We start from the raw sequence: 22,586 nt of genomic DNA, 5'->3' as shown, positions 1-22,586 counted from the left end.
TTATGTTTCTGGAAGCTATTTATCATCAACCGAAACGAAACTGGGCCTATGCCTATGACCAAGATACAATCCATCTGCGCCTGCGTGCCAAAAAGAATGATCTGACCGAGGTACATGCCCTGACCGGGGATAAATATGCGTGGGATGCAACCAAAGCACTGGTTCCCTTAACAAAGTTCACCTCTGACTCCATGTTCGATTACTTCGAGGGTGAGGTGAAACCTCCCTACCACCGACTGAAATACTCTTTTCTGCTCAAAAACGGAGACGAACAGATCTGGATGACCGAGACGGACTTCCAGGAAAAAGAACCAGACGATCCGGGTCGTATGTTCCAGTTCCCTTATATTCATGCTGGAGCTGTATTCACACCCCCTGCATGGGTTAAGGATGCAGTGTTCTATCAGATTTTCCCTGAACGATTCGCCAACGGCAACCCGGATATTAGTCCGGAAAAGGTAGAGCCGTGGGGTGGTGAGCCTACACCTTTCAATTTCTTCGGCGGTGACCTTCAGGGCGTGATCGACCATCTGGATTACATCAGCGATCTTGGCATTAATGCGATCTACTTCACCCCCATCTTTGAAGCCACCACCAATCACAAATACGATACCGAAGACTACCTGCGGGTAGACCGGCACTTTGGTGACGCAGATACCGTGAAACGACTGGTCGAGCTGTGCCATGCACGCGGAATTCGCGTACTTCTTGATGCTGTGTTCAACCATTCCGGGAAAACATTTGCGCCGTTTGTAGATGTACAGAAGAACGGAGAACAATCCAAATATAAGGACTGGTTCCATGTACATGAATACCCGCTGGACGTGAAGGACGGCATTCCTACGTATGAGACCTTCGGGTTCGAAGCGCATATGCCAAAGCTGAATACGGAGAATGCCGAGGTTAAGGCCTATCTGCTGGAGGTTGCCGAGTACTGGATCGAGGAAGTGGGTGCAGACGGATGGCGGCTGGATGTGGCAGACGAAGTGGACGATGCATTCTGGCGTGATTTCCGCCGTGTAGTCAAAGCGGCTAATCCGGATGCCTATATTCTGGGCGAAGTATGGAACGAGTCTTCCTCCTGGCTGCAAGGCGACCAGTTCGATGCGTCCATGAACTATCCGTTTACCGATGCCGTGAATGCTTTCTTTGTGAAAAATACGATGCACGCCGAACAGTTCGCAAACTCCATCGGGCGACAGTTATCCCGTTATCCGCTTCAGGCCAGCGAAGTGGCGTTTAATTTGCTGGACAGCCACGATACCCCGCGGCTGCTCACGCTGTGTGAAGGTGACCAGCGCAAGATGAAGCTGGCTGCGTTATTCCAGTTCAGTTATATGGGTGCTCCGTGCATCTATTACGGAGACGAGATTGGCATGGACGGCGAACATGATCCGGGCTGCCGTAAATGCATGGAATGGGATGAAGCAAAGCAGGACCGAGAGCTGTTTAACTTTTATCAGAAACTGATCTCCCTGCGTCATGCTCATCCTGCCCTGCGTGCAGAAGGCACCGTTCGTTTCTTGCAGGCTCGTCCCGATGGCAGCCAACTGGTATTTGAGCGGCAAAATGAGGAGGAACGTATTCTGGTTCTGTTCAACCGATCAGAAGAGACGGCTATTGTCGAGCTGGAGGCCGGTGACGAGGAATGGACCGAGTTATTCGGCGGAAACCATCGTACCGCCAAGGAAGATGGCGTACTCGCCATTGAATTGCCCGCGTATGGATATGCCGTACTGAGTACTAGTCTCATATAAACACCAAGCTATACTTGCTCATATGCAAGACTGGAGTCTGTTCAGTTCATCGGCATATCAAACGAAATAGGCGCTCCCAGATCTGTTCCTGATCTGTGGAGCACCTATTTGATTTTGACGTTATTCATTATGGCCATGGATTACTCTGGCCGAACCAGCTGTTCCTTGAGCAACTGGATGGTGGCCTCATATTGTACAAGCCCCACTTGCAGACACAGACGCTGTGCAGGCGAAATACGTTCGCCGAATTCCTCCATCTGGCGCTGAAGTTCAGCGTATAACATTTCCTTTCGCTTCAACTGGCTGGATATCCAACCCGTTACGGTATCTTCATCCGCCAACTCTCCGAAATACAACCGCATCAGAAAATCAGAACGAAATACCTCAGCTTCCAAAGGACTCATTAAATAGGCGTGAAATTGCGCTGCTCCTTCAGGGGTCAATGAATACACGTTCTTATCAGGTTTCCCTTCCTGCTTCACCGATTCCTTAGTCAGCAATCCTGACTTTTCCATCTTCGCAAGTGTAGGATATATGGTGCCGAAACTGGCATCAAAGAAAAATGAAAAATATTGTTCAAAGTACTGCTTGATCTCGTATCCGGAACTTGGCTGATTGTGCAGTATTCCGAGGATGACATGCTGCGTGTTCATCGGTGTACCGCTCCTTTCCATTCCCCTTAACGTATCACAATCAGTACCCCTTGTTCAATGATCATATGACGAAACGGTTGCTTTCAGAGCAACAGGCACAGCAGCAGGCTGGTCCTCCCTACGAGCTTCAGAACGTACCGGGCCGGAGCGTCTGATCCAGATGCAAAGCGCACCCAGAGTCAGTGTTACACCACCGATTACGGCGAGCAACATCGCATCCCGGCCAATTCCGTTTCCTCCGAGCACAAGGTTCATCATCCCTTCTACGGCATAAGTCGCTGGCAGATAATGACCGATAAATTGGTAGAACTCAGGCATTACATCTCGCGGAATCGTTGATCCCGAAGACAGCATCAATAGAGGCAACAGCGCGCTGTTTAACCAAGCCCCAGCATTGCCAAGCAATAGCAGGCTCAACTGAGCCATAAATAGAAAAGATATGGTGATCAGTAACTGGAACAGCCATAACATGAACCAACCGTCTGCTGATGATACCCCCATAATGTGCATCATCCCCGAACCAACGAGCGAAACGATAAATGCCGCACCAAGATTAACGATGTTACGTGCCCAGAAGCGCTCCCATTTCCCAGCTCGCCCACTCAGTTCACCAGAAACTTTCTGCAGATTCATGCTTAGCAACATCGCTCCGGTAAACGTAGCCGTTACAATCAACATCGGTACCATCGAGGAAGCAAAATTATCAACAGGATTCAGCCGCTCCACCTCTGCCTCAACACGTGAAGATAACCCCAGCGCCAACGCATCGGCCTGATCAGCAGTCATACCGGATTGATTCAGCACTCCGTGAATAACCTCCTGTTGTACTTCACGGTTCAATGTCGCTGTAACTTGTGCGGCTACGTTCTGCATCACACTTTTCACGGTAGCCACGTTTGATTCGTTCATCACATACTTAACTGCCATCGGCTTCGACAAGTCTTCTGCCTGCTGCATGAAACCTGATGGAATCTCAATAATCATGTACACATCCCGGTCCGTTAACATCTGTCTCGCTTCTTGCATCGATTCAGATGTTTTGACCTCGAAATTCAGGCCCGCTGCCAGAGACTCGGCCACCGGTTCAGCCGCTACCCCATCTTCATTCACGATGGTGACAGCCAATTGAGTCATTCTTTCGTTAACCTGGTCGTATCCGCTAAGCCAGATGATGTTAAAAAAAACCTGAAACAGCACAGCCGTAATTAAACCTACAATGGTGGCTCCGTTTTTCAAAAACAGCAGACTCGTCTGGAAAATACCTTTCATTCTATCCATCTCCTTTAATTTTGTTTCGCTCTTATATATATCGTATTGATATATGACAACAATTAATATATCTAATCGATATATAGATCGTCAATGTTTTTTTGTTTTTCTTCGTTGGAAAAAGACAAAAAAAGCCGATACATCTCTTCACCAGGAAGATTTGTACCGGCTTTTCATATCATGTAAGGACTCTTCTTCACCTTTAATAATCAAGGCTAAAGGCAGGCTCCACAAGTTAGCGTTAGATTTAATTCATATCAATCCGATTTATGCCTTAGTTTCTACGTCATTTTCAGCAGGGGACTCCGGCTCAGGCTCGGCACGCTTTGCCTTTGGTTTAGCCAGCTTTTGCATCATTTTGCGGCCGGTTGGCGTCTGGGCCAGTCCACCTTGGGCTGTCTCCCGATGGCGGCTCGGCATTGCACTGCCTACTTCCAGCATGACATCGATGACTTCGTCTGACGGAATGGCACTACGCACTCCGGCCAGGGCCATGTCAGCCGCAGCCAGCGCCGTAACTGCACCCAGTCCATTACGGACGATGCACGGGATTTCAACAAGGCCTGCGACCGGATCGCAGATAAGGCCCAGTGTATTTTTTAACGCCAAACCAACGGCATGAACGACCTGTTCCGGTGTACCTCCACGCAGTTCAACCATGGCACCCGCAGCCATGCCGATAGCGGAACCCACTTCCGCCTGACAGCCACCCTCGGCTCCGGAGATAAATGAATTGTTCGCGATAACATAACCAATCGCTCCCGCACAGAACAACCCGTTCACCAAATGTTCGTCCGTCCAGCCAAATCGCTCCTGTGAGCTAATAAAAACACCGGGGATGATGCCGCAGGAACCAGCTGTTGGTGTTGCCACGATCCGACCCATGGAGGCATTCACTTCAGATACACACAGGGCATACGCCATGGCAAGTGCGGAAGCATCTCCCGAGCAAGTCTCACCCTTGCGAATGTACTCAGCCATTTTTTTGCCGTCTCCACCTGTTAATCCACTGCGTGATGTCGTATCTTCCGTTAACCCTTTGCGTACCGCTTCCTTCATCACCTGATAATATTCAGACATCTGCTTCACAACATCCGCTTCCGGTGTATTGGTCTCCTGAACCTGCTCCTCGATCATCAGCTGAGCAATGGTTTTGGATTCTGCTGTACAGATCGTATTCAGCTCGTGCAAATGTTTAAACCGCATCCGAATCAACTCCTCTCTTCAAATCGATAACACGAATGTCCAGCACATGGTCCAGCTCTTTTAGACGCTTGAGCATATCAGGATTAGGCACACCATCCATTTCCATCGCGGTAAGTGCTTCGCCATCACGGGCTTTCCGGTCCACCTGCATATACCCGATGTTAACCCCGGATGAACTGATCGTGGACGTTACCGATGCGAGCACCCCTGCTTTATCCGCATGTCGCAGAACGAGTGTTGGAAACTCACCACTAATCTGAACACGAAAATCATTCATCGAATGCACGGATACGCTTCCACCACCAATGGATGCACCGATTAAGGAGCAGGCACGTTCTCCATGCCACAACTCAATTTTGACCGTATTTGGATGAGGAGCAGGCAGGCCACTTGTATAAAACTCAACCTCCATGCCCGCTTCCTCTGCGTATTGCTCTGCATCCGGGATACGCGGATCGTCTGTGACATAATCCAGCAGACCGCCGATCAGTGCCAGATCTGTTCCGTGCCCCTGATACGTATCTGCAAATGAACCGTACAGCGTCAGCCGGGCACGATCTGGCGTACATCCTAGCCACTGTCGAGCAATTCTCCCTAACCTTGCCGCTCCAGCTGTATGTGAACTTGAAGGCCCCGTCATCGACGGACCAATAATTGAGAAAACATCTTTAAATCGCACCTTGTAACCCTCCATTATTAATCATGATTCATATTTGTAAAATGTATTCGTCATTTCGATCCCGGAGTTCCATCCACAATGTCCCTTATTTTGGATATGATGACATCAAAAAAGGACAGAAGAAGGCCCCAGGCCCTCTCTCTGTCCTCGATACCTGAGAGTTTCACGATCAGCAGTGTCTCACGACAAGGTGCATTGCCTGCGATTACAGACAAGTTCACCGGTCTGACTGATCATATACCCCTTGGGTGGCGCAGTTCGCGCACTCTCCAGAGTTGCGTCCAACGATGGTACATTTACCTGAGAGATTAACCACTGCGCCGGGTGCGCAGCAGCTTGCTCCTTCGGTGCCTGAACACTAGCCATATTGCTCGGCTAACTCAGGTCTCTCCCGCTCGTTATCATCCGCTGTATTATCTTAATTCGATTCGAATTGGTATATTTCTAAATTTTTGATCAAGTATACCCATAGAGTAATGTACAACATCATATATGTCAACAAAAGTAACGTGTAATTATCATAAGTTCGATGTCTATTTTAACTGAAACGAATAGCATTCAGATTTCTCACTTCCGCTGAGGCACTCGTGACGTTGCTAGTTGTCGTAAATTGGATACTTATCGTGTATGCATTAGTCGTTGTAGTCGGGGATGTATCCACGTAAGTGTTGGAGGAAAGAAACCTCAACGTTCCCGAAGCATTACCGGTTCGTGAGAGTTGCAATTGATTAATTAAAACTCCGTTACGTCTCAGATTAATGTTATACGCAATACTCCAGTTAGACCCTACAACTATTGCTACTTGTGTACTATTATCGATTTTCACGCGTTGACCTGCCACTACAGGTACATTAAGTGTCTGAATCGTCGTTTCGGCTACTAATGAAAGACCCAACGCCGTGGTCTGGCTATCAGCAAACAAGGAAGAATCCGCAGGGGCAGAAGCTGCTGTCGATCCAGTAGCTCCTGTTGCGCCAGTGGCTCCGGTCGTTCCCGTTGCTCCCGTTACACCAGCCGTCCCGGTTGTTCCCGTCACGCCTGTCGCACCTGTAGCCCCAGTGACTCCGGTCGCTCCCGTTGCTCCCGTTACACCAGCCGTCCCGGTTGTTCCCGTCGCACCTGTCGCACCTGTAGCCCCAGTGACTCCGGTCGCTCCCGTTGCTCCCGTTACACCAGCCGTCCCGGTTGTTCCGGTTACGCCTGTTGCACCTGTAACCCCAGTGACTCCGGTCGCTCCCGTTGCTCCCGTTACTCCGGACGTCCCGGTTGTTCCGGTTACGCCTGTTGCACCTGTAACCCCTGTGACTCCGGTCGCTCCCGTTGCTCCCGTTACTCCGGACATCCCGGTTGTTCCGGTTACGCCTGTTGCACCTGTAACCCCTGTGACTCCGGTCGCTCCCGTTGCTCCCGTTACTCCGGCCGTCCCGGTTGTCCCTGTTACGCCTGTCGCACCTGTAACCCCAGTACCTCCGGTCGTCCCCGTTACGCCTGTCGCACCTGTAACCCCAGTATCTCCAGTCGTTCCGGTTACGCCTGTCGCACCTGTAGCACCAGTGACTCCCGTCGTCCCCGTTACGCCTGTCGCACCTGTTATACCAGTGACTCCTGTTGCTCCCGTCAATCCGGTTGCACCTGTAACCCCAGTATCTCCAGTCGTTCCGGTTACGCCTGTCGCACCTGTAGCACCAGTGACTCCCGTCGTCCCCGTTACGCCTGTCGCACCTGTTATACCAGTGACTCCTGTTGCTCCCGTCAATCCGGTTGCACCTGTAACCCCAGTATCTCCAGTCGCCCCTGTTACGCCTGTTGCACCTGTAGCCCCAGTAACTCCGGTCGTCCCCGTTACGCCTGTCACTCCCGTATCTCCAGTACCTCCGGTCGTCCCCGTTACACCTGTCGCACCTGTAACCCCAGTGACTCCGGTCGTCCCTGTTACTCCCGTTGCGCCTGTAACCCCAGTGACTCCGGTCGTCCCTGTTACTCCCGTTGCACCTGTAACACCAGTGACTCCGGTCGTTCCCGTCAGTCCTGTCGCTCCCGTATCTCCAGTAACTCCAGTCGCCCCTGTTACACCTGTCGCACCTGTTGCACCTGTATCTCCAGTGACCCCTGTCGTTCCCGTCAGTCCTATCGCTCCCGTATCTCCAGTACCTCCGGTCGTCCCCGTTACGCCTGTTGAACCTGTGACACCAGTGACTCCGGTCGTTCCCGTCAGTCCTGTCGCTCCCGTATCTCCAGTAACTCCAGTCGTCCCTGTTACGCCTGTTGCACCTGTATCTCCAGTGACCCCTGTTGTTCCCGTCAGTCCTGTCGCTCCCGTATCTCCAGTACCTCCAGTCGCCCCTGTTACTCCCGTTGCGCCTGTTACTCCAGTTGTTCCCGTATCTCCAGTGACTCCTGTCGTTCCCGTTACTCCCGTTGCACCTGTAGATCCAGTATCTCCGGTCGTTCCTGTCACGCCTGTTGCACCTGTAACACCGGTGGCTCCAGTTACACCTAAAATACCACTGTACGCCCCCAGTAATTCCTCGGATACGAGACGATGGGCGGTGACCAGTTCTCCATTCTGGTTTTTCCCCCAGACCGAAATCTGCACATCCTCCACAGTAGCATCATCCGTTGTAAAAACAAATTCAAACCCGTCCAAATCCGCATAAAAATCCTTGGTTATTACCTGATTAGGCAAAACATTGAACAACTCTTCGATATATAATGTACGTACGCCTACCAAATAATATCCTTGAACAAGAACTGTATAAATACTAATTGTATTCCTATTATCCAGCCTTATCGTAATTCTCTGGGTAGGACGCCCATTTCCCGCAACAACATTATTTTCAATGGGGCCTGTTGATAAAACAGCCATACATGGATGCCTCCTCTGCCAGCCTTCGCCGGGTCATGATCATCCTTTATGTATATGTAGCAAACAAGTAGATGTCGTCACAACTCATAGAAAATACGCTCATTTTGCACATAAGGTCGGCAATACTTGCTGCATAGCTTCGGCATGCGATCTTTCATCCATTCGTGCCTCGACTTATTCGCCATCTGAAAGGCATAATAACCCAGTGTAAAGATCAACATGAACCCTTCCATCAATCGAATATCACGATCCGTCAGTGGTGCGATCTGTTGGGTATAACCGGATAAAAATATGTCACGTTCCTCCCTATTGAACATAAGCGCTGCCCCTCCGGCATCGAAAAGATAATATCCATAACCGTGTAGACAAAAATCAATCATGGAAATTCCCTGCTCCGTTATCAACAGATTGTTGCGAGTAATATCCCCATGAATGATCCCCCATGTCCCTGCTTGATGCGGGTATGTTTCTAACTGCTCATTAATGTTCTCAAACGTCTCACGAAGCAGATCAAAGTCTTCCGTTGTAAAAATCCCCAGTCGGACACCTTCCTCTAGCTGCCCTAGCATGACCAAGTTCTCATGGCTATTGCCATATGCCGGCCGCACCTTTGTTCGATCTATCTGATTCTGCTCACGCCCATATTGATGAAGCATCTGCAGTTGTGCCCCCAGATCATAGATCTGCTCTGTTGTCAGGCGTTCTCCCTGCTGGATGTCCCTTCCCTCAATCCACTCCAGTACTGTACAGCAGATTTCTTTACCCGCTTCACTTTTCCATACCGTGACCCAGTCTCCCGATACATTCCGTACCGGATGCTGCACGCGCAATGCTGTCGTTGCGTTTAACTCATGAAGCAGGTTCATCTCTGCCTCCAGCGCAGGAAGCGTATGCTGAATGCCAGTCATACTTGCATATGCGGCTTGATGGATACGTAGCAGATACTTCTGCCCGCTTGCTTCATCAATGACATGATACGTCAGATTCTCATTATGACGAATATATGAAACGACAGGTTTCTCAATAGTGTAGTTCTGTATAATCTGAGCTGCCATATGGTCGTAAGACATCTGATCCGTAGTGATTATCAACATCTCCTTCGAAGTCATGTAAACGTTCTCTTCACACTAAATATCGTAGCATAATGTTTATCCCGCATACAGAAAATCCCACTAAAATTATAAATTAAAAAAGCACAACCCCCGAACAACCGTCCAGGCATTGTGCTTTCTTTTGTCTCTATTATTTCTTAATCTCTTTGTCTATTACTCTATGTTACACTCCATGATCCAATTAACCGAAACGACCCATAATGTATTCTTGCGTCAGACGATTGTCCGGGTTCGTGAAAATATGCTCCGTATCCCCGTGCTCAATCATGCTTCCCAGATAGAAATAAGCTGTGTAATCCGAGATTCGTGCCGCCTGCTGCATGTTATGGGTAACAATAACGATCCGTAGCTCCTTCTTGAGCTCGGTAATCAACTCTTCAACTTTACCCGTAGATACCGGGTCAAGTGCAGATGCTGGCTCATCGAGCAACAGAATCTGTGGTTCAACAGATAAAGCGCGAGCGATACATAGGCGCTGCTGTTGTCCGCCAGAGAGAGACAGAGCTGACTCATGCAGTCTGTCTTTCACTTCGTCCCAGAGCGCAGCACGGCGCAAGCTTTTTTCCACAATTTCATCCAGTGCCTTCTTACTCTTCGTACCACGGTAGCGGGGGCCAAACGCGATATTGTTGTAGATGGACTTATGAAAAGGATTTGGCTTCTGCCACACCATGCCAATCTTCTGGCGAAGCTTGATTACATCGGTTCCAGGCTCATTCAGATCGTTACCGTCCATCCAGATATGTCCCTCTGTACGGGAACCGGCAATCTCGTCGTTCATCCGGTTCAGCGAACGGAGGAACGTGGATTTACCGCAACCAGACGGCCCAATAAGAGCCGTTACGCTTGCTTCAGGAAACGTCAGGCTAATCTGCTTGACCGCCTGGAAATGTCCATAATATATGCTTAACTGTTCCGTACCAAAAGGTATGGCCATGTTGGTTCCTCCTTATTTCGAAGCTGTCATGCGGCGGAATACAACCCGACCGATCCAGCGTGCACTTAGATTGAACGCCAGCACGAGAATGACAAGCACGGCGGATGCCCCTGCTGCCACTTCTTTGGAATCTGGCCCAATACCTTCACTATTCACTTTCCAGATATGGACAGCAAGTGTCTCTGCCGGACGGAAAGGGTTAAGCGGTGATCTTGGACTCGTCGGATTCCAATCTGTAAAGTCCAATGGTGGACTACTCATACCTGCGGTGAACATCAGCGCTGCTGCTTCACCGAAGATCCGGCCCGATGCCAGGATCGTACCCGTAATCAAACTCGGCAATGCCACAGGCAGTAGAATCGAAGTGATAATCTTCCACTTGGACAGTCCAAGCGCCAGACCTGCTTCTTTCTGTTCCTTCGGAACGGCCCGGAAGGCCTGCTCCGTTGTCCGTACCATCAGTGGCAAGTTAAAGATCGCCAGAGCCAAGGCACCCGAGATCAGGGAGAAACCAAGACCAAATTGATTTACTAGCAGCAAGAGACCAAATAAACCGATAACGATGGATGGGAATGATGACAATACTTCAACGACCAGACGAATGAAGCTGGTAATCTTGCCTGGTTTGGCGTATTCCGCCATGTAAATCCCGCCGCCCCATCCGAGTGGAATGGTAACAAGCAAGGTCAGAACAAGCAAGAATACGGAGTTGAAGAGCTGTGGACCAATCCCGCCGCCACCCTTAAGCAACTGTGGTGCACTTGTAAGGAAGTTCCAGCTAATATGTCCAATGCCTCTATACATGATGAAGCCAAGCAGACCGAGCAATAGAATAACAATGAACAGGGCTAGTACAACGATAACGGATGTTGCAATTTTATCTGCCGTCTTTGCCTTCATTTTCATACCCGGTTTCTCCTTTCAAGCAGGCGAACCAGAATGACGAAGACAAATGTCATCACCAACAGGACAAGCGCCATACTCCACAGTGCATTGTTATGAACAGAACCCATCGTGGTGTTACCCATGCTGAGTGTAATTACACTTGTTAATGTTGAAGCTGATTCGAGCAAGGATGTTGGAACATGCGGTGCATTACCGATAACCATCTGTACAGCAAGAGCCTCACCAAAGGCACGGGCCATACCCAAAACGACACCTGTCAACAAAGCTGGCAAAGTTGTTGGAATAATGACACGGTAGATGGTTTGCCAGCGAGTGGCACCCAGTGCATAGGAGGATTCACGCAATCCTTTTGGCAACGCGGACAATGCATCTGCCATAATACTTGTCACCGTAGGAAGAATCATTACCGCGAGAACAAGACATCCGGCTGCAATCCCGACGCCTGTTCCACCAAAGATACTACGCAACAAAGGTACGATGACGCTCAGACCGATAAATCCGTATACAACGGATGGAATTCCGGACAAGAGTTCAATCGCAGGCTGCAAGATCTTTTTGCCTTTACCCGGAACAATCTCTGTCATGAAGAGCGCTGCACACAGGCCAAGCGGACTTGCGATCAATGCTGCAAGCAAGGTTGTAATGAAAGAACCTGTGATGAACGGTAATGCCCCGTAGAACGCAGGTTCTCCGGTCGGATTCCACGTTTTTCCACCAAGGAATTCGCTGATGCTTATTCCATTTTGGAAAAATGTGGACAGTCCCTTGGACGCTACAAAATAAACAATGGAAAACATGACAACGATCAGGAAAACGACACAAATCGACGTATAGATCCGTCCCGTCCACTCTTCCCAATAATGTTTCTCTTTTAAGGGCCGGCGCGGTTTCAACTTGTTATTCATTACCGTTCCCCCTTCGGTCTGTTCCATAACAACCATCCTTCTATAGTAGAATTAATGCAAAATATGGGATTATTTTAGAGCAAACCGCGTAAAGAGGCGGGACCTAAGTCCGCCTCTTTCGCTGTATGCGCAAGTTCAAAGATTACTCAACCACATTACCTGCTGCATCGCGTTTTACTTTCATACCTGACATTGGAATGTATCCCAGTTCTGTCACGTCGTTTTGTTGAATTTCGTCACTCAAGATGTAGTCCAGGAATGCTTGTGTTGCTGCATCTGGCTTACCTTTTGTGTACATGTGCTCGTAAGCCCATACTGGATAAGTTCCTGCTTCTACGTTCTCAACTGTTGCTTCTACACCTTCGTATTTCAACACTTGCAAGCTGTCATCCAAGTAAGACAAGGCGAGGTAACCAATAGCACCTGGCGTTTCAGATACCAATTTTTTTACGTTACCAGAAGAATCTTCTTGAATCGAACCTTGGATATCACCCATTTTTGCACCCAATGCATACTTCTCAAAAGTTGCACGAGTACCGGAACTGCTCGGACGGTTTACAATAACAATTGCTTTATCCGCGCCGCCAACGTCTTTCCAGTTTGTTACTTTACCGGAGAAGATGTCGATCAGTTGTTGCTTCGTCAAATCTTCTACACCTGCATCTTTGTTGCTAACTGGTGCCATAGCTACTACTGCTACTTGATGATCAACCAATTCTTTTACTTTGGCTTCGTCTTCCAGTTTCTCTTCTGCAAATACATCAGAGTTACCGATTGTAGCTTGTCCGTCAGATACTTGTGTCAAACCAGTACCACTACCGCCACCTTGAACTTGAACCGTTACGTTCTTATATTCATCAACTGCCATAAATTTCTGTCCAGCTTGTTCTACCAGAGGTAGCAATGCTGTCGATCCGACTGCCAGAATGTTACCGCTAAGCTCAGTAGCAGCTTCTCCTGATCCATTGCTTGCGGCACCCTCTGTACCAGCGTCATTTTTCGATCCGCATGCTGCGAGTACCAGTACGAACGTTAAGGTCATCAAAATAAACGGCAACTTTTTAAACATGTTTTGTTTTCCTCCCCCAATGTAGTGATGGCGTTTTGTGAATTTGTTTGTTCACCATCAACTCTTTACTCATTGTAGTTTCGGTATGTCATCTTAAAATCAGTGTTTTGTAAACGCAATGTTAAAAATATCGGCTGTATATTGAAATATCTGGGATTCAATTTGGCGCTGAAGTGTCGCTACGGGAACGGACGTTGTTTCAATCGCTGTTATCCCCGGATTTATATGATTTACTTTTTCCAAGGAATACATCCGGGGATAAAGGCGAACGCTTCGCTTTTCCACAATCGTTCCGTTCCCTTCGCTGTGTCAGCGCTCGTTGAATCTCAGGCATTTCAATCTCCTGCCTGGGAAGTATGCAAAGAAGGCCTGCCCTATAAAAGGCTGGCCTTGTGTAAATACTTAATGTAGATATTGAATCAATCCGTTATATAGAACAAACAACTGCCTCACAGCCAGTGCATGAGCACCAGCTGGTTAGAGAATTTATGCAGATTTCATAGTTGTTAAGGCTTTTTTATCTGACGGGTCGCTTGAATTACTTTTTGGTTGATATACAGGTTTCTTTAACAATCCAATCATACAAGCTGTAATGATGGAACCAACTAAAATACAGACAATATACAGTAATGGATTACTTGCCGCAATGGGAATAACAAAGATTCCACCGTGAGGAGCTTGTAACGAAATACCTAGAGCCATGCTCATTCCTCCACCAATCGCTGCACCTACAATATTGGATGGAATAACTCTCAAGGGATCATTTGCAGCAAACGGAATCGCGGCTTCTGTAATAAACGACGCACCCATAATATAAGCGGCTTTGCCTGCATTACGTTCTTCGATTGAAAATTTATTCTTGAATAATGTTGTAGCTAATGCAATACCCAGTGGCGGAACCATACCTCCAACCATCAGAGCAGCAGAAGGTTCAAAGATTTGATTGGCGAACATCGCCAGTCCAAATGCAGATGCTGTTTTGTTAATCGGCCCTCCCATATCAGATGCCATCATTCCTGCCAGAAGTGCTCCTAATAAAATAGCATTAGAACCTGTTAAACCATTTAGCCAACCTTGTAACGACTCATTGATCCAAGCCATCGGACTGTTGATGACAAAATACATAATCAAGGCGGTTATAAATGAACCTACTAATGGCAAGATCAGCACAGGTGACAGGCTTTGCAGTGAGTCAGGAATGCCTTTGACTAATTTTTTCAGAGCTATGATCGTATAACCGGCGATAAATCCAGCCAGCATACCTCCCAAAAATCCGGAACCTCCGATAGTTGCCAGCATCCCACCAATCATACCAGGTGCCAATCCTGGACGGTCAGCAATACTATATGCAATATACCCTGCTAATACAGGAACCATCAATGCAAAAGCAGCACTACCCCCTGCTGTACTTAAAAAAGCGGCGAAAGCATTATAGTCCGGGCTATTTGGGTCAGCCGCATGAATACCAAACATAAACGAAAGCGCAATCAATATACCGCCTGCGACTACAAAAGGAATCATAAAGGATACACCATTCATAATATGGCTGTATATTTTAGGCTGCTTTAAGCGTGTTTTTTCTTTTGCTTCTTTAAGATTACTGTTGCCTTGATTCAAAACGACACCTTTTCCAGCAATCGCATCTTCAATTAACTCTTGTGCATGATGGACTCCATTTTTGACAGAGGTTTTGATCACTGAACGATCGCCAAAAACATCCATATCGACTTTAACATCTGCCGCTACAATAATACCATCAGCTTCAGCAATATCTTCAGGAGTCAATTGATTTCCAACACCTGTTGATCCATTGGTTTGCACTTTAATGTGTACACCGAGTTCCTTGGCCGCATTTTTCAATGCTTCCGCGGCCATAAACGTATGGGCAATTCCTGTAGGACAGCCTGTAACTCCAACCACTTTTTTGCCTGCATACTTTTTAGGACTATGAAGCGCCTGCGCATCTTGTTCTTCTGCCTGTTCAAATAAACGGACAATCTCTTCTTGATCTCGAGCAAGGATAAGTTTCGCTCTAAATAGTTCATCCATCAAAAAGGTCGAAATTTTGGATAATGTTTGCAAATGCTCTGATGAAGAGCTTTGATCGACTGCAATCATAAAAAATAAATTACATGATTCGGTACTATATTCAATACCGCTTAATGATCTGCCCATAATAATGGCAGGGGACTGTACTCCAGTAGACTTGGCATGTGGAATGGCTATTCCGAATCCCACTTCTGTAGGAACCTGTTCTTCACGTGCCCAGATATCTTTTTTAAATTGCTCAATATCGCTTAAATAGCCGTTATCGTTTAACTTTTGCGACAATTCATCTATTAATTCTGCTTTGGTCGTAGCGGTGACATCTAATATGATATTTTCTGGTTTTAAGACATTAGAAATCTTCATGATGGATCTCTCCTCTTAAATTTCTCCCAGTTTATAAAGGCATGCTTTACCTGTAGAACCGAACAGATCCATTTTTTTCTTCACCAGTTCTGTTGCCGCTTTGGTCGCCTCAGGCATCAGTTGATCCGGTTCATATGCATTCGGATTCGCATCGAGTGTCACTCTTAATTGGTTGTAGAATGCTCGCTTCATATCGGTTGATAAATTGATCTTCGCTATCCCATGCTTCACTGCTTCTCTAATCTCTTCATCAGGATTATCTGATCCACCATGCAGCACTAACGGAATTTTTACTTTTTCATGAATTTGTTTCAAACGATCGATTTTGATCGAATGATCTTTGGATTGAGGATAAATACCATGTGAAGTACCTACAGCGACAGCAAGTGTATCGATACCTGTTTGTTCTACAAAAATCGCCGCTTCTTCTGGATTCGTATACAAAATCTCGTCAGCTCCACCTTCCGAGCTGCCTTCATTACTCCCAATCGTACCTAGTTCACCTTCTACAGATACATCGACCAGATGAGCCAGTTCAACCGCTTCCTTGGTTGCCGCAATATTCTCCTCAAAAGGTAAATGAGATGCATCCATCATGACTGATGTATACCCATTGCGAATCGAACGCGTAATATCTTTGATCGTCGCTCCATGATCCAGATGAATAACAAACGGCACTTTAGACTTGGATGCCGCTTCTCGCACATAGGCTATAAACCCATCAGTGACTAGATCAATTTCATTCGGGTGAATCTGCATAATTGCAGGCGAATTCTGCTCCTCTGCGGCTGTAATGACCACTTTGACGAACTCGCTATTGGCTACATTAAATGATCCGACTGCAAATTTATTTTCATACGCTACTTTAAGTAAATCTTTCATATTAATTAACATTTGAATTCCTCCTAGATTTATTTGGAAGACCAGACTTCCAAAAATTCATCGTAATTGGTGATATGAAGTAGTTTGTCTGTCATATTGGTCTGTTTAAACACATCGTAAATTTCTTCGAAAAATTTGGTGTTATTCACCTTCTGATTTTTCGGCGGAATAAACAGAAAAATGATCTGCGCCATCTGATCACCCCATAGCATTTTCTGCTTATTAATCGCTACCAGTACACGTAGTTTTTTGTTATCTCCACAATCAAATGGATGGGGCATCGCGACCAAATTCCCAATATTGGTACTCGACATTTTTTCTCTTTCCACAATACTGGTATATAAATGCTGAATATCGCCTAGTTCTGTAAGTTTTTTTAGCAAATCAATTGGATTGTCTTCATTTAGGAAAAAAACATCATCTGGTGATAAATAATATTTGAGTAGTCCACGATTTAACTGAATCGAAATATTTTTCATATCATCACTTGTAATCATTTCACTTACCAGAATGATATTTTGTACATTTAACTGCTGTTGTTCCGCAATCTCGCTCGTTGTGATAATCGTTTCAATTCCTTCGGGAAGAAGATGTATTTCATGATTAGCTAATAGACTATCGATTCTAATATTCGGAAAATAGAGATTAATCTTACGCTCCAATAGCTTGCCGACTAATAGATTTTTGCCATAAATAATTGCAATCCGTTTTCTGTTATCTTGAGAGTTCTCAATAATGCCCATAATGTGTAACGTCAAGTAACCGATTTCATTTTCAGGTATTTTGATATTTAAACAAAATTGCAATTCTTTTGCCAACACAACTGCGACATTATAAGCATTGGTATATTCTGATTTTATTTGAGCAATAAAAGGATTTTCGACAGGGAAATAATACTTTAATGGGTATAATAATTTGGTAATATGAGCTAATAATCGATCAAGTAACTCTTGGTTTTTGTAGCTGATGAATCCATATTGCTCCCCAACTTTTTGGATCACTGATTTGATTTTTTGTTCCATTTCATTCACGTGTTCATGCCCGATTTCTTCATTTTTTTTAGGTAAGATCTGCAATGCGATCAGCAGGTAACCTAAATACTGATACTCATATTCATCAAAAGGGATATCCATTTCTTGAGCCAGACGGATCAAAATAGATTGGGCTATTTTTAATTCTTCAAAGCTTGTATGATCCAACCTCATATCCTGTTCAGTTATTTTTTGTGCAAGACTTACTCGTTTAAGACTGATCAAAACATTCACACAGATCGAGAATAATTCTTGAAAACTTAGCAATAAATTATACTTGGCCACCTCTTCTTCAATACAAGCGTAGATAAAATGAATAGAAGATCCGTTGAACCAATCGCCAAAATAGTATTGCAGTGCTTCGTCTATCGGCATGTGTTTAAGACAATCGGTAGTGACTAATTTTTTGAGCAAAATCCGTTTCTCAACTTCGCTTCCTTTAAGCCGGATACCTTGGAAAATAATCGCTTCAATTTCGATGTTCTGCTTTTCTGCTTGAATCGTTTGCACTAATTTTTGCACGTCTTTACGGATCGTTTGAGTCGAAAAATAAAGCGTTCTAGCCAGATCCTCGTACGTAATAAAATCAGTCTGCGATAACAGTGCTTTGATAATATGAAATGCTCTTTCTTCGTCATCATCTTCATTTTTATACAGGCTGGATAAATCCCCGACTAATTTGTATCCTTTGCGAGTATTGCCAATAACCATTGCTTTATCTAAATAATTTTCATTTATTTCTTTGATGTCATTGCGAATCGTTCTAGTCGTTACATTAAATAGATTAGCTAATTCGCTTCCACTCACAAAATCATGCTCAGATTGTTTTAAATGCTCTAATAGCTTAATGTAACGTTTTCTCATTTGGCTTTCCTCCTTACACACATACTAATGCAAGCGCTTTATATCCACCAAGCCTATACTCTTTCCTAATAGTTAGGAAGTGATCGTGTATTCGTTTATGATACCCACTTTTTTTAAATTCTAAGTTAGTATTCTATTTAAGAATCGTTTGGGAAGGAAAACAGAACACAAAAAAACCAACCTTCTAAAAAGGTTGGTTTTTTTGTATAGTACCACTACATCCATAACAATAAGCGCGATCCGTACAACACTACCTACTCCAGACACTTAACGGTCTGTGCTAGTTGAAAATGTAAAATACGATTGCACTAACCTAAAATCCAGAGCCACAACGCCAATCCGGCCAACGTGATCAACAATGTTGGGATCGTGAGGACGATGCCTGCTTTGAAATAGTAACCCCATGTAATCTTTACACCTTTGCGGGACAACACGTGCAGCCACAGCAATGTGGCAAGTGATCCAATTGGGGTCATTTTGGGACCCAGGTCGGAACCAATGACATTGGCATAGATCAATGCTTCTTGAATGATACCTTCGGTATGCGCGCCCTGGATGGCTAGCAGGTTAATCAACACGGTCGGCAGATTGTTCATCACCGATGATAATACAGCAGCGATAATGCCCATCCCGAGCGAAGCAGCCAGCAGACCATGCTCTGCTATGGCATCCAGCCAGCGGCTCAGATGATCCGTTAACCCTGCATTCCGCAGTCCATATACGACGATATACATGCCCACCGAGAACACCACAATCGACCATGGCGCTTCCTTGATTACCCGTTTCAGATCAACAGCCTCGCTCTTGCGTGCCAACAAAGCGAACAGCAACGCAACGGAGCCAACGATAACCGACACGGGAATCGGCAGAAACTCACTGGATGCATAGGCAACCAATAACAGCCCAAGCATGAACCAGGCGATTCGGAACATCCGTGGATCACGTATTGCTTCCTTCGGGTCACGTGCCGCGGAGATGTCGTAGCGAAGGGGTATGCTTTTGCGATAAAACAAAAACAACATCCCCGTACTCGCTACGATTGAGAACAGATTGGGCACAACCATGCGTACAGCATACTCCACAAATGTAATGCCAAAGAAATCGGCCGACACAATGTTAACCAGATTGCTAACGACCAGCGGTAACGACGTGGTATCGGCGATAAATCCACTCGCCATCACAAAAGCCAGCACCATGCGTTCATCAAACTTCAATGCACGCACCATGGCCAGCACAATTGGCGTCAGAATGAGCGCGGCACCGTCATTCGCGAACAAGGCAGACACCGCGGCTCCCAGCAGAATGGAGTAGAAGAACAGTCTGCGACCGTCTCCTCCAGCCAGCCTTGCCATATGAAGGGCAGCCCATTCGAAGAAACCCGTCTCGTCGAGAATGAGAGAAATCATAATAATGCCGACAAAGGCCAGCGTTGCATTCCATACAATGGATGCCACATCCGAGGCATCGTTTAAGCTGACGACTCCACACAACAGGGCAAGTAATGCCCCACCCGAGGCAGTCCAACCGATACCCAATCCACGAGGTTGCCAGATCACCAAGGTGATCGTTACTACAAAAATCAGTATTGCTACGTATACCATAGAGCCTCCTGCTGTACCCTGTATCAATATATTATTTCGTTAATTCAATCTTATACTGTAAGATTACACCGCTCTATGCGCGGAATGACCAGACGATATATTTATACAGGGCAACAGGAACATTGTCTATCTTTATTTTCTTTTAATATAAATTGTGTGGTAAGTTATGGTGTTCCAATGTTAGGATTTATCGTTTCCCTTATCCTTCGGTGTATCCTCTACCATCTTGAACATGCCAAGCAGTCCTTGTAATTGTTCCGCCATGCTATTCAGATGTGCCGAGGATGATGCAATCTCTTCTACCGATGCCAGTTGTTCTTGCGAAGATGCCGACACGGATTCTGTATTCGCAGCCGATTCCTGGGTCACATTCGAAATATCACTCATCGCCTTGGCAACGTGGGATGCACCGCTCTCCAGTTGTTTCGTTGTTGCGGACAAGTCATCCAATGTATGAACAGCATCTTCCACCGCCTCCCGAATCTGAGCAAAGGATTGTCCTGACGTATTCACGGCCTGAATTCCTTCTCCTACCCGGGTCTGAGCCGCATTCATAGCGATTAGAGCGGCATCCATGTCCTGACGGATATTATGAACCACCTCACCGATCTGCGCTGCCGAACTTCCGGATTCTTCTGCCAGTTTGCGTACCTCACCGGCTACAACTGCAAACCCACGGCCCGCATCCCCCGCTCTTGCCGCTTCAATAGAAGCATTTAATGCGAGCAAGTTTGTTTGTTTGGAGATGGATGCAATGACATCAACCATGCTACCAATCTCAACGGAACGGGCATTCAGAGATTGAACCACCGTCCCCAGCTGCTCCACCGTTTCCTGGATACTGTTCATCTGCTCCACAGCCTGTCCTGCTGCCTCATTCCCAGATGAAGCCGCTCCGGACGTATGCCGCATATTCGCCGTAATCGACTGCACACGCTCCGACATCATTCGAACATCTTCTGCCATTCGGCTCATCTGTCCCGATCCGTCTTTCACGCTGTTTACCTGCTGCTCTGCACCTTCAGCCAGTTCCTGAATGGCCAGTGTTGAATGTTCAATCGCTTTGGTAGTTTGTTCTGCACTGGCAGACAATTCTTGAGAAGAAGCAGATACCTGCTCTGTCGTTTCCTGTACGCCCAGAATCATCATCCGCAGGTTATCGACCATACGTTCAAAATACTTCGCTAGTTCTCCGACTTCATCTTTACGCCCTGTTTCCATTTTCACGGTCAAGTCACCTTTACTCACGGCTCTGGCAGATTCCTGCAGTCGTTTAATTGGACGCAGCATGGAGCGTGTAAACCATATAATAAAGAGGAGTGTAAGGAACGTAGCCGCCAGAATAACAATAAATGTGGCCATGCGAATATCCTTACTTGCATTAGTTACTTCACTCTTGAGCATCGTGCCTGCAATTTTCCAGCCTGTTGCTTCATTTGTTGAAAAAATCATCATCTTCGGCTGATCGTTGAACACGTAATCGAATTGACCTTCTGGACCTTCATACATCTCATCCAGCAAGCCACTCGTTTCCGGCGTACCTGCATCTGCTACAGGGGATACGACATAGTTTTTGTTTGCATCCATAATAATGACGTAGCCTTCTTTGCCCACCTTAATGGATGTCTGCTCTTGCAGGTCTGTCAGGTCCAGAGATAAACCGATGACACCGGATTGATCCTTTAATGTTTTGGAGATAAACACAACTGCAACACCATCGGTATTAACAGATACAGCTGATACAACAGCTGTACCTGGCTTTTCCATCGCTAGTTTGTACCACTCCCGCTCCCTAGGGTCAAAAGCATCTCCCCGTGTGCTGCTCGCTGTTGGTTTACCTCGAACCATGACTCCGTCTGTTGTTCCTACAAAAATATTCATGGCATCGGGATGCAAGCCCAGATATTGCTCCAGTTTCAACTGAAGCTCGGGACTATCGTTCTCCCCTTTGATCAGGGTCGGATCAAGAGCATCCGCGAAATAGTTAATGTCATGAATCTTGTAATTCACTTGGCTTTCTACAATGGTATTGGCAGTGCTCACACTTTGCATGGCACTATCCACTAATTGTCCTTGTACGCCATCTTCAGCCATCGTTAGTGTGATTAAGCCGACTGCCAAGCTTGGCAGGAGTAGAACGGCCAGGAAGGAGACCAATAGTTTGTTCCTTATATTCCAGACAAAACCTTTCTTTTTCTTCTTTTTATTTTGACTATGTTTTGGTTTGGCAGGTTTCGCTGCTTTCATTGGTTTATTATCCTGAGTTTCACTCATGTCTTTCTCCCCCTCAAAATGTAAAAATGCCCTCTTTCTTTGTATGTATGGATCAATCTAAAAGGCTTATCTTATATATCGGCTAAATGAGGGTATTTATTTGAGAGAAAAATGTGCAGGCACGCCAAACAAGCCACCTCTGATCAGAAGCGACTTGTACAAG

16 protein-coding genes and 1 riboswitch are annotated in these 22,586 nt (G+C 46.4%); of the genes, 1 reads left to right on the top strand and 15 read right to left on the bottom strand.

Annotation, left to right across the window (positions count from 1 at the left end; genetic code table 11):
* The first annotated feature begins 2 nt into the window (after positions 1–2).
* Positions 3–1,757: an alpha-glycosidase gene (locus MHH25_RS02550; RefSeq protein ID WP_340019049.1), complete on the top strand. Its 1,755-nt coding sequence runs from the start codon at positions 3–5 to the stop codon at positions 1,755–1,757.
* Between the two features lie 140 nt (positions 1,758–1,897).
* Here MHH25_RS02550 and MHH25_RS02545 read toward each other — a convergent pair whose 3' ends face one another.
* From MHH25_RS02545 to MHH25_RS02475, 15 genes are all read right to left on the bottom strand, one after another.
* Positions 1,898–2,410 carry a helix-turn-helix transcriptional regulator gene (locus tag MHH25_RS02545; protein ID WP_051449824.1) on the bottom strand — a complete coding sequence of 171 codons (513 nt, stop codon included), beginning with the start codon at positions 2,408–2,410 and terminating at the stop codon, positions 1,898–1,900.
* A gap of 54 nt (positions 2,411–2,464) precedes the next feature.
* Positions 2,465–3,679 carry an ABC transporter permease gene (locus MHH25_RS02540; protein WP_340019048.1) on the bottom strand — a complete coding sequence of 405 codons (1,215 nt, stop codon included), beginning with the start codon at positions 3,677–3,679 and terminating at the stop codon, positions 2,465–2,467.
* A 267-nt stretch (positions 3,680–3,946) separates the two neighbouring features.
* A complete protein-coding gene (gene sdaAA, locus MHH25_RS02535; RefSeq protein WP_036672202.1) occupies positions 3,947–4,885 on the bottom strand; it encodes an L-serine ammonia-lyase, iron-sulfur-dependent, subunit alpha in 939 nt (312 codons plus the stop codon).
* A complete protein-coding gene (gene sdaAB / locus MHH25_RS02530) occupies positions 4,875–5,564 on the bottom strand; it encodes an L-serine ammonia-lyase, iron-sulfur-dependent subunit beta (protein ID WP_036607511.1) in 690 nt (229 codons plus the stop codon). The genes sdaAA and sdaAB overlap by 11 nt, the downstream gene beginning before the upstream one ends.
* 279 nt (positions 5,565–5,843) lie before the next feature.
* Positions 5,844–5,968: riboswitch (glycine riboswitch) on the bottom strand.
* 134 nt (positions 5,969–6,102) lie between these two features.
* A complete protein-coding gene (locus tag MHH25_RS02525; protein WP_340019047.1) occupies positions 6,103–8,430 on the bottom strand; it encodes a collagen-like triple helix repeat-containing protein in 2,328 nt (775 codons plus the stop codon).
* A gap of 77 nt (positions 8,431–8,507) precedes the next feature.
* Positions 8,508–9,539 carry a phosphotransferase gene (locus MHH25_RS02520; RefSeq protein WP_051449909.1) on the bottom strand — a complete coding sequence of 344 codons (1,032 nt, stop codon included), beginning with the start codon at positions 9,537–9,539 and terminating at the stop codon, positions 8,508–8,510.
* Positions 9,540–9,723: 184 nt separating this feature from the next.
* The gene (pstB, locus tag MHH25_RS02515; RefSeq protein ID WP_036616781.1) at positions 9,724–10,479 is read right to left on the bottom strand and encodes a phosphate ABC transporter ATP-binding protein PstB; all 756 of its coding nucleotides are present in this window, start codon (positions 10,477–10,479) and stop codon (positions 9,724–9,726) included.
* A 12-nt stretch (positions 10,480–10,491) separates the two neighbouring features.
* On the bottom strand, positions 10,492–11,379 hold the full coding sequence (pstA, locus tag MHH25_RS02510; RefSeq protein WP_036673245.1) for a phosphate ABC transporter permease PstA: 888 nt from the start codon (positions 11,377–11,379) through the stop codon (positions 10,492–10,494).
* Between the two features lie 2 nt (positions 11,380–11,381).
* Positions 11,382–12,290: a phosphate ABC transporter permease subunit PstC gene (gene pstC, locus MHH25_RS02505; RefSeq protein ID WP_100528178.1), complete on the bottom strand. Its 909-nt coding sequence runs from the start codon at positions 12,288–12,290 to the stop codon at positions 11,382–11,384.
* 142 nt (positions 12,291–12,432) lie between these two features.
* Positions 12,433–13,359 carry a phosphate ABC transporter substrate-binding protein PstS family protein gene (locus MHH25_RS02500; protein WP_036673206.1) on the bottom strand — a complete coding sequence of 309 codons (927 nt, stop codon included), beginning with the start codon at positions 13,357–13,359 and terminating at the stop codon, positions 12,433–12,435.
* Between the two features lie 486 nt (positions 13,360–13,845).
* Complete coding sequence (locus tag MHH25_RS02495) at positions 13,846–15,771, bottom strand: fructose-specific PTS transporter subunit EIIC (RefSeq protein WP_340019046.1); 1,926 nt, start codon at positions 15,769–15,771, stop codon at positions 13,846–13,848.
* Between the two features lie 15 nt (positions 15,772–15,786).
* The gene (locus MHH25_RS02490) at positions 15,787–16,665 is read right to left on the bottom strand and encodes a ketose-bisphosphate aldolase (RefSeq protein ID WP_340019044.1); all 879 of its coding nucleotides are present in this window, start codon (positions 16,663–16,665) and stop codon (positions 15,787–15,789) included.
* Positions 16,666–16,682: 17 nt separating this feature from the next.
* Complete coding sequence (locus MHH25_RS02485; RefSeq protein WP_340019043.1) at positions 16,683–18,548, bottom strand: PRD domain-containing protein; 1,866 nt, start codon at positions 18,546–18,548, stop codon at positions 16,683–16,685.
* Between the two features lie 308 nt (positions 18,549–18,856).
* Complete coding sequence (locus MHH25_RS02480) at positions 18,857–20,149, bottom strand: arsenic transporter (protein ID WP_340019042.1); 1,293 nt, start codon at positions 20,147–20,149, stop codon at positions 18,857–18,859.
* Positions 20,150–20,329: 180 nt separating this feature from the next.
* Positions 20,330–22,423 (bottom strand): methyl-accepting chemotaxis protein, encoded by a 2,094-nt coding sequence (locus tag MHH25_RS02475; protein WP_340019041.1) that lies wholly within the window; start codon positions 22,421–22,423, stop codon positions 20,330–20,332.
* Positions 22,424–22,586: the final 163 nt, after the last annotated feature.

The sequence above is a fragment of the Paenibacillus sp. FSL H3-0457 genome (assembly GCF_037981725.1).
GTDB lineage: Bacteria > Bacillota > Bacilli > Paenibacillales > Paenibacillaceae > Paenibacillus > Paenibacillus amylolyticus.
Note: the sequence above shows the minus strand (reverse complement) of the source record. Positions and strands in the feature narration are given on the sequence as shown.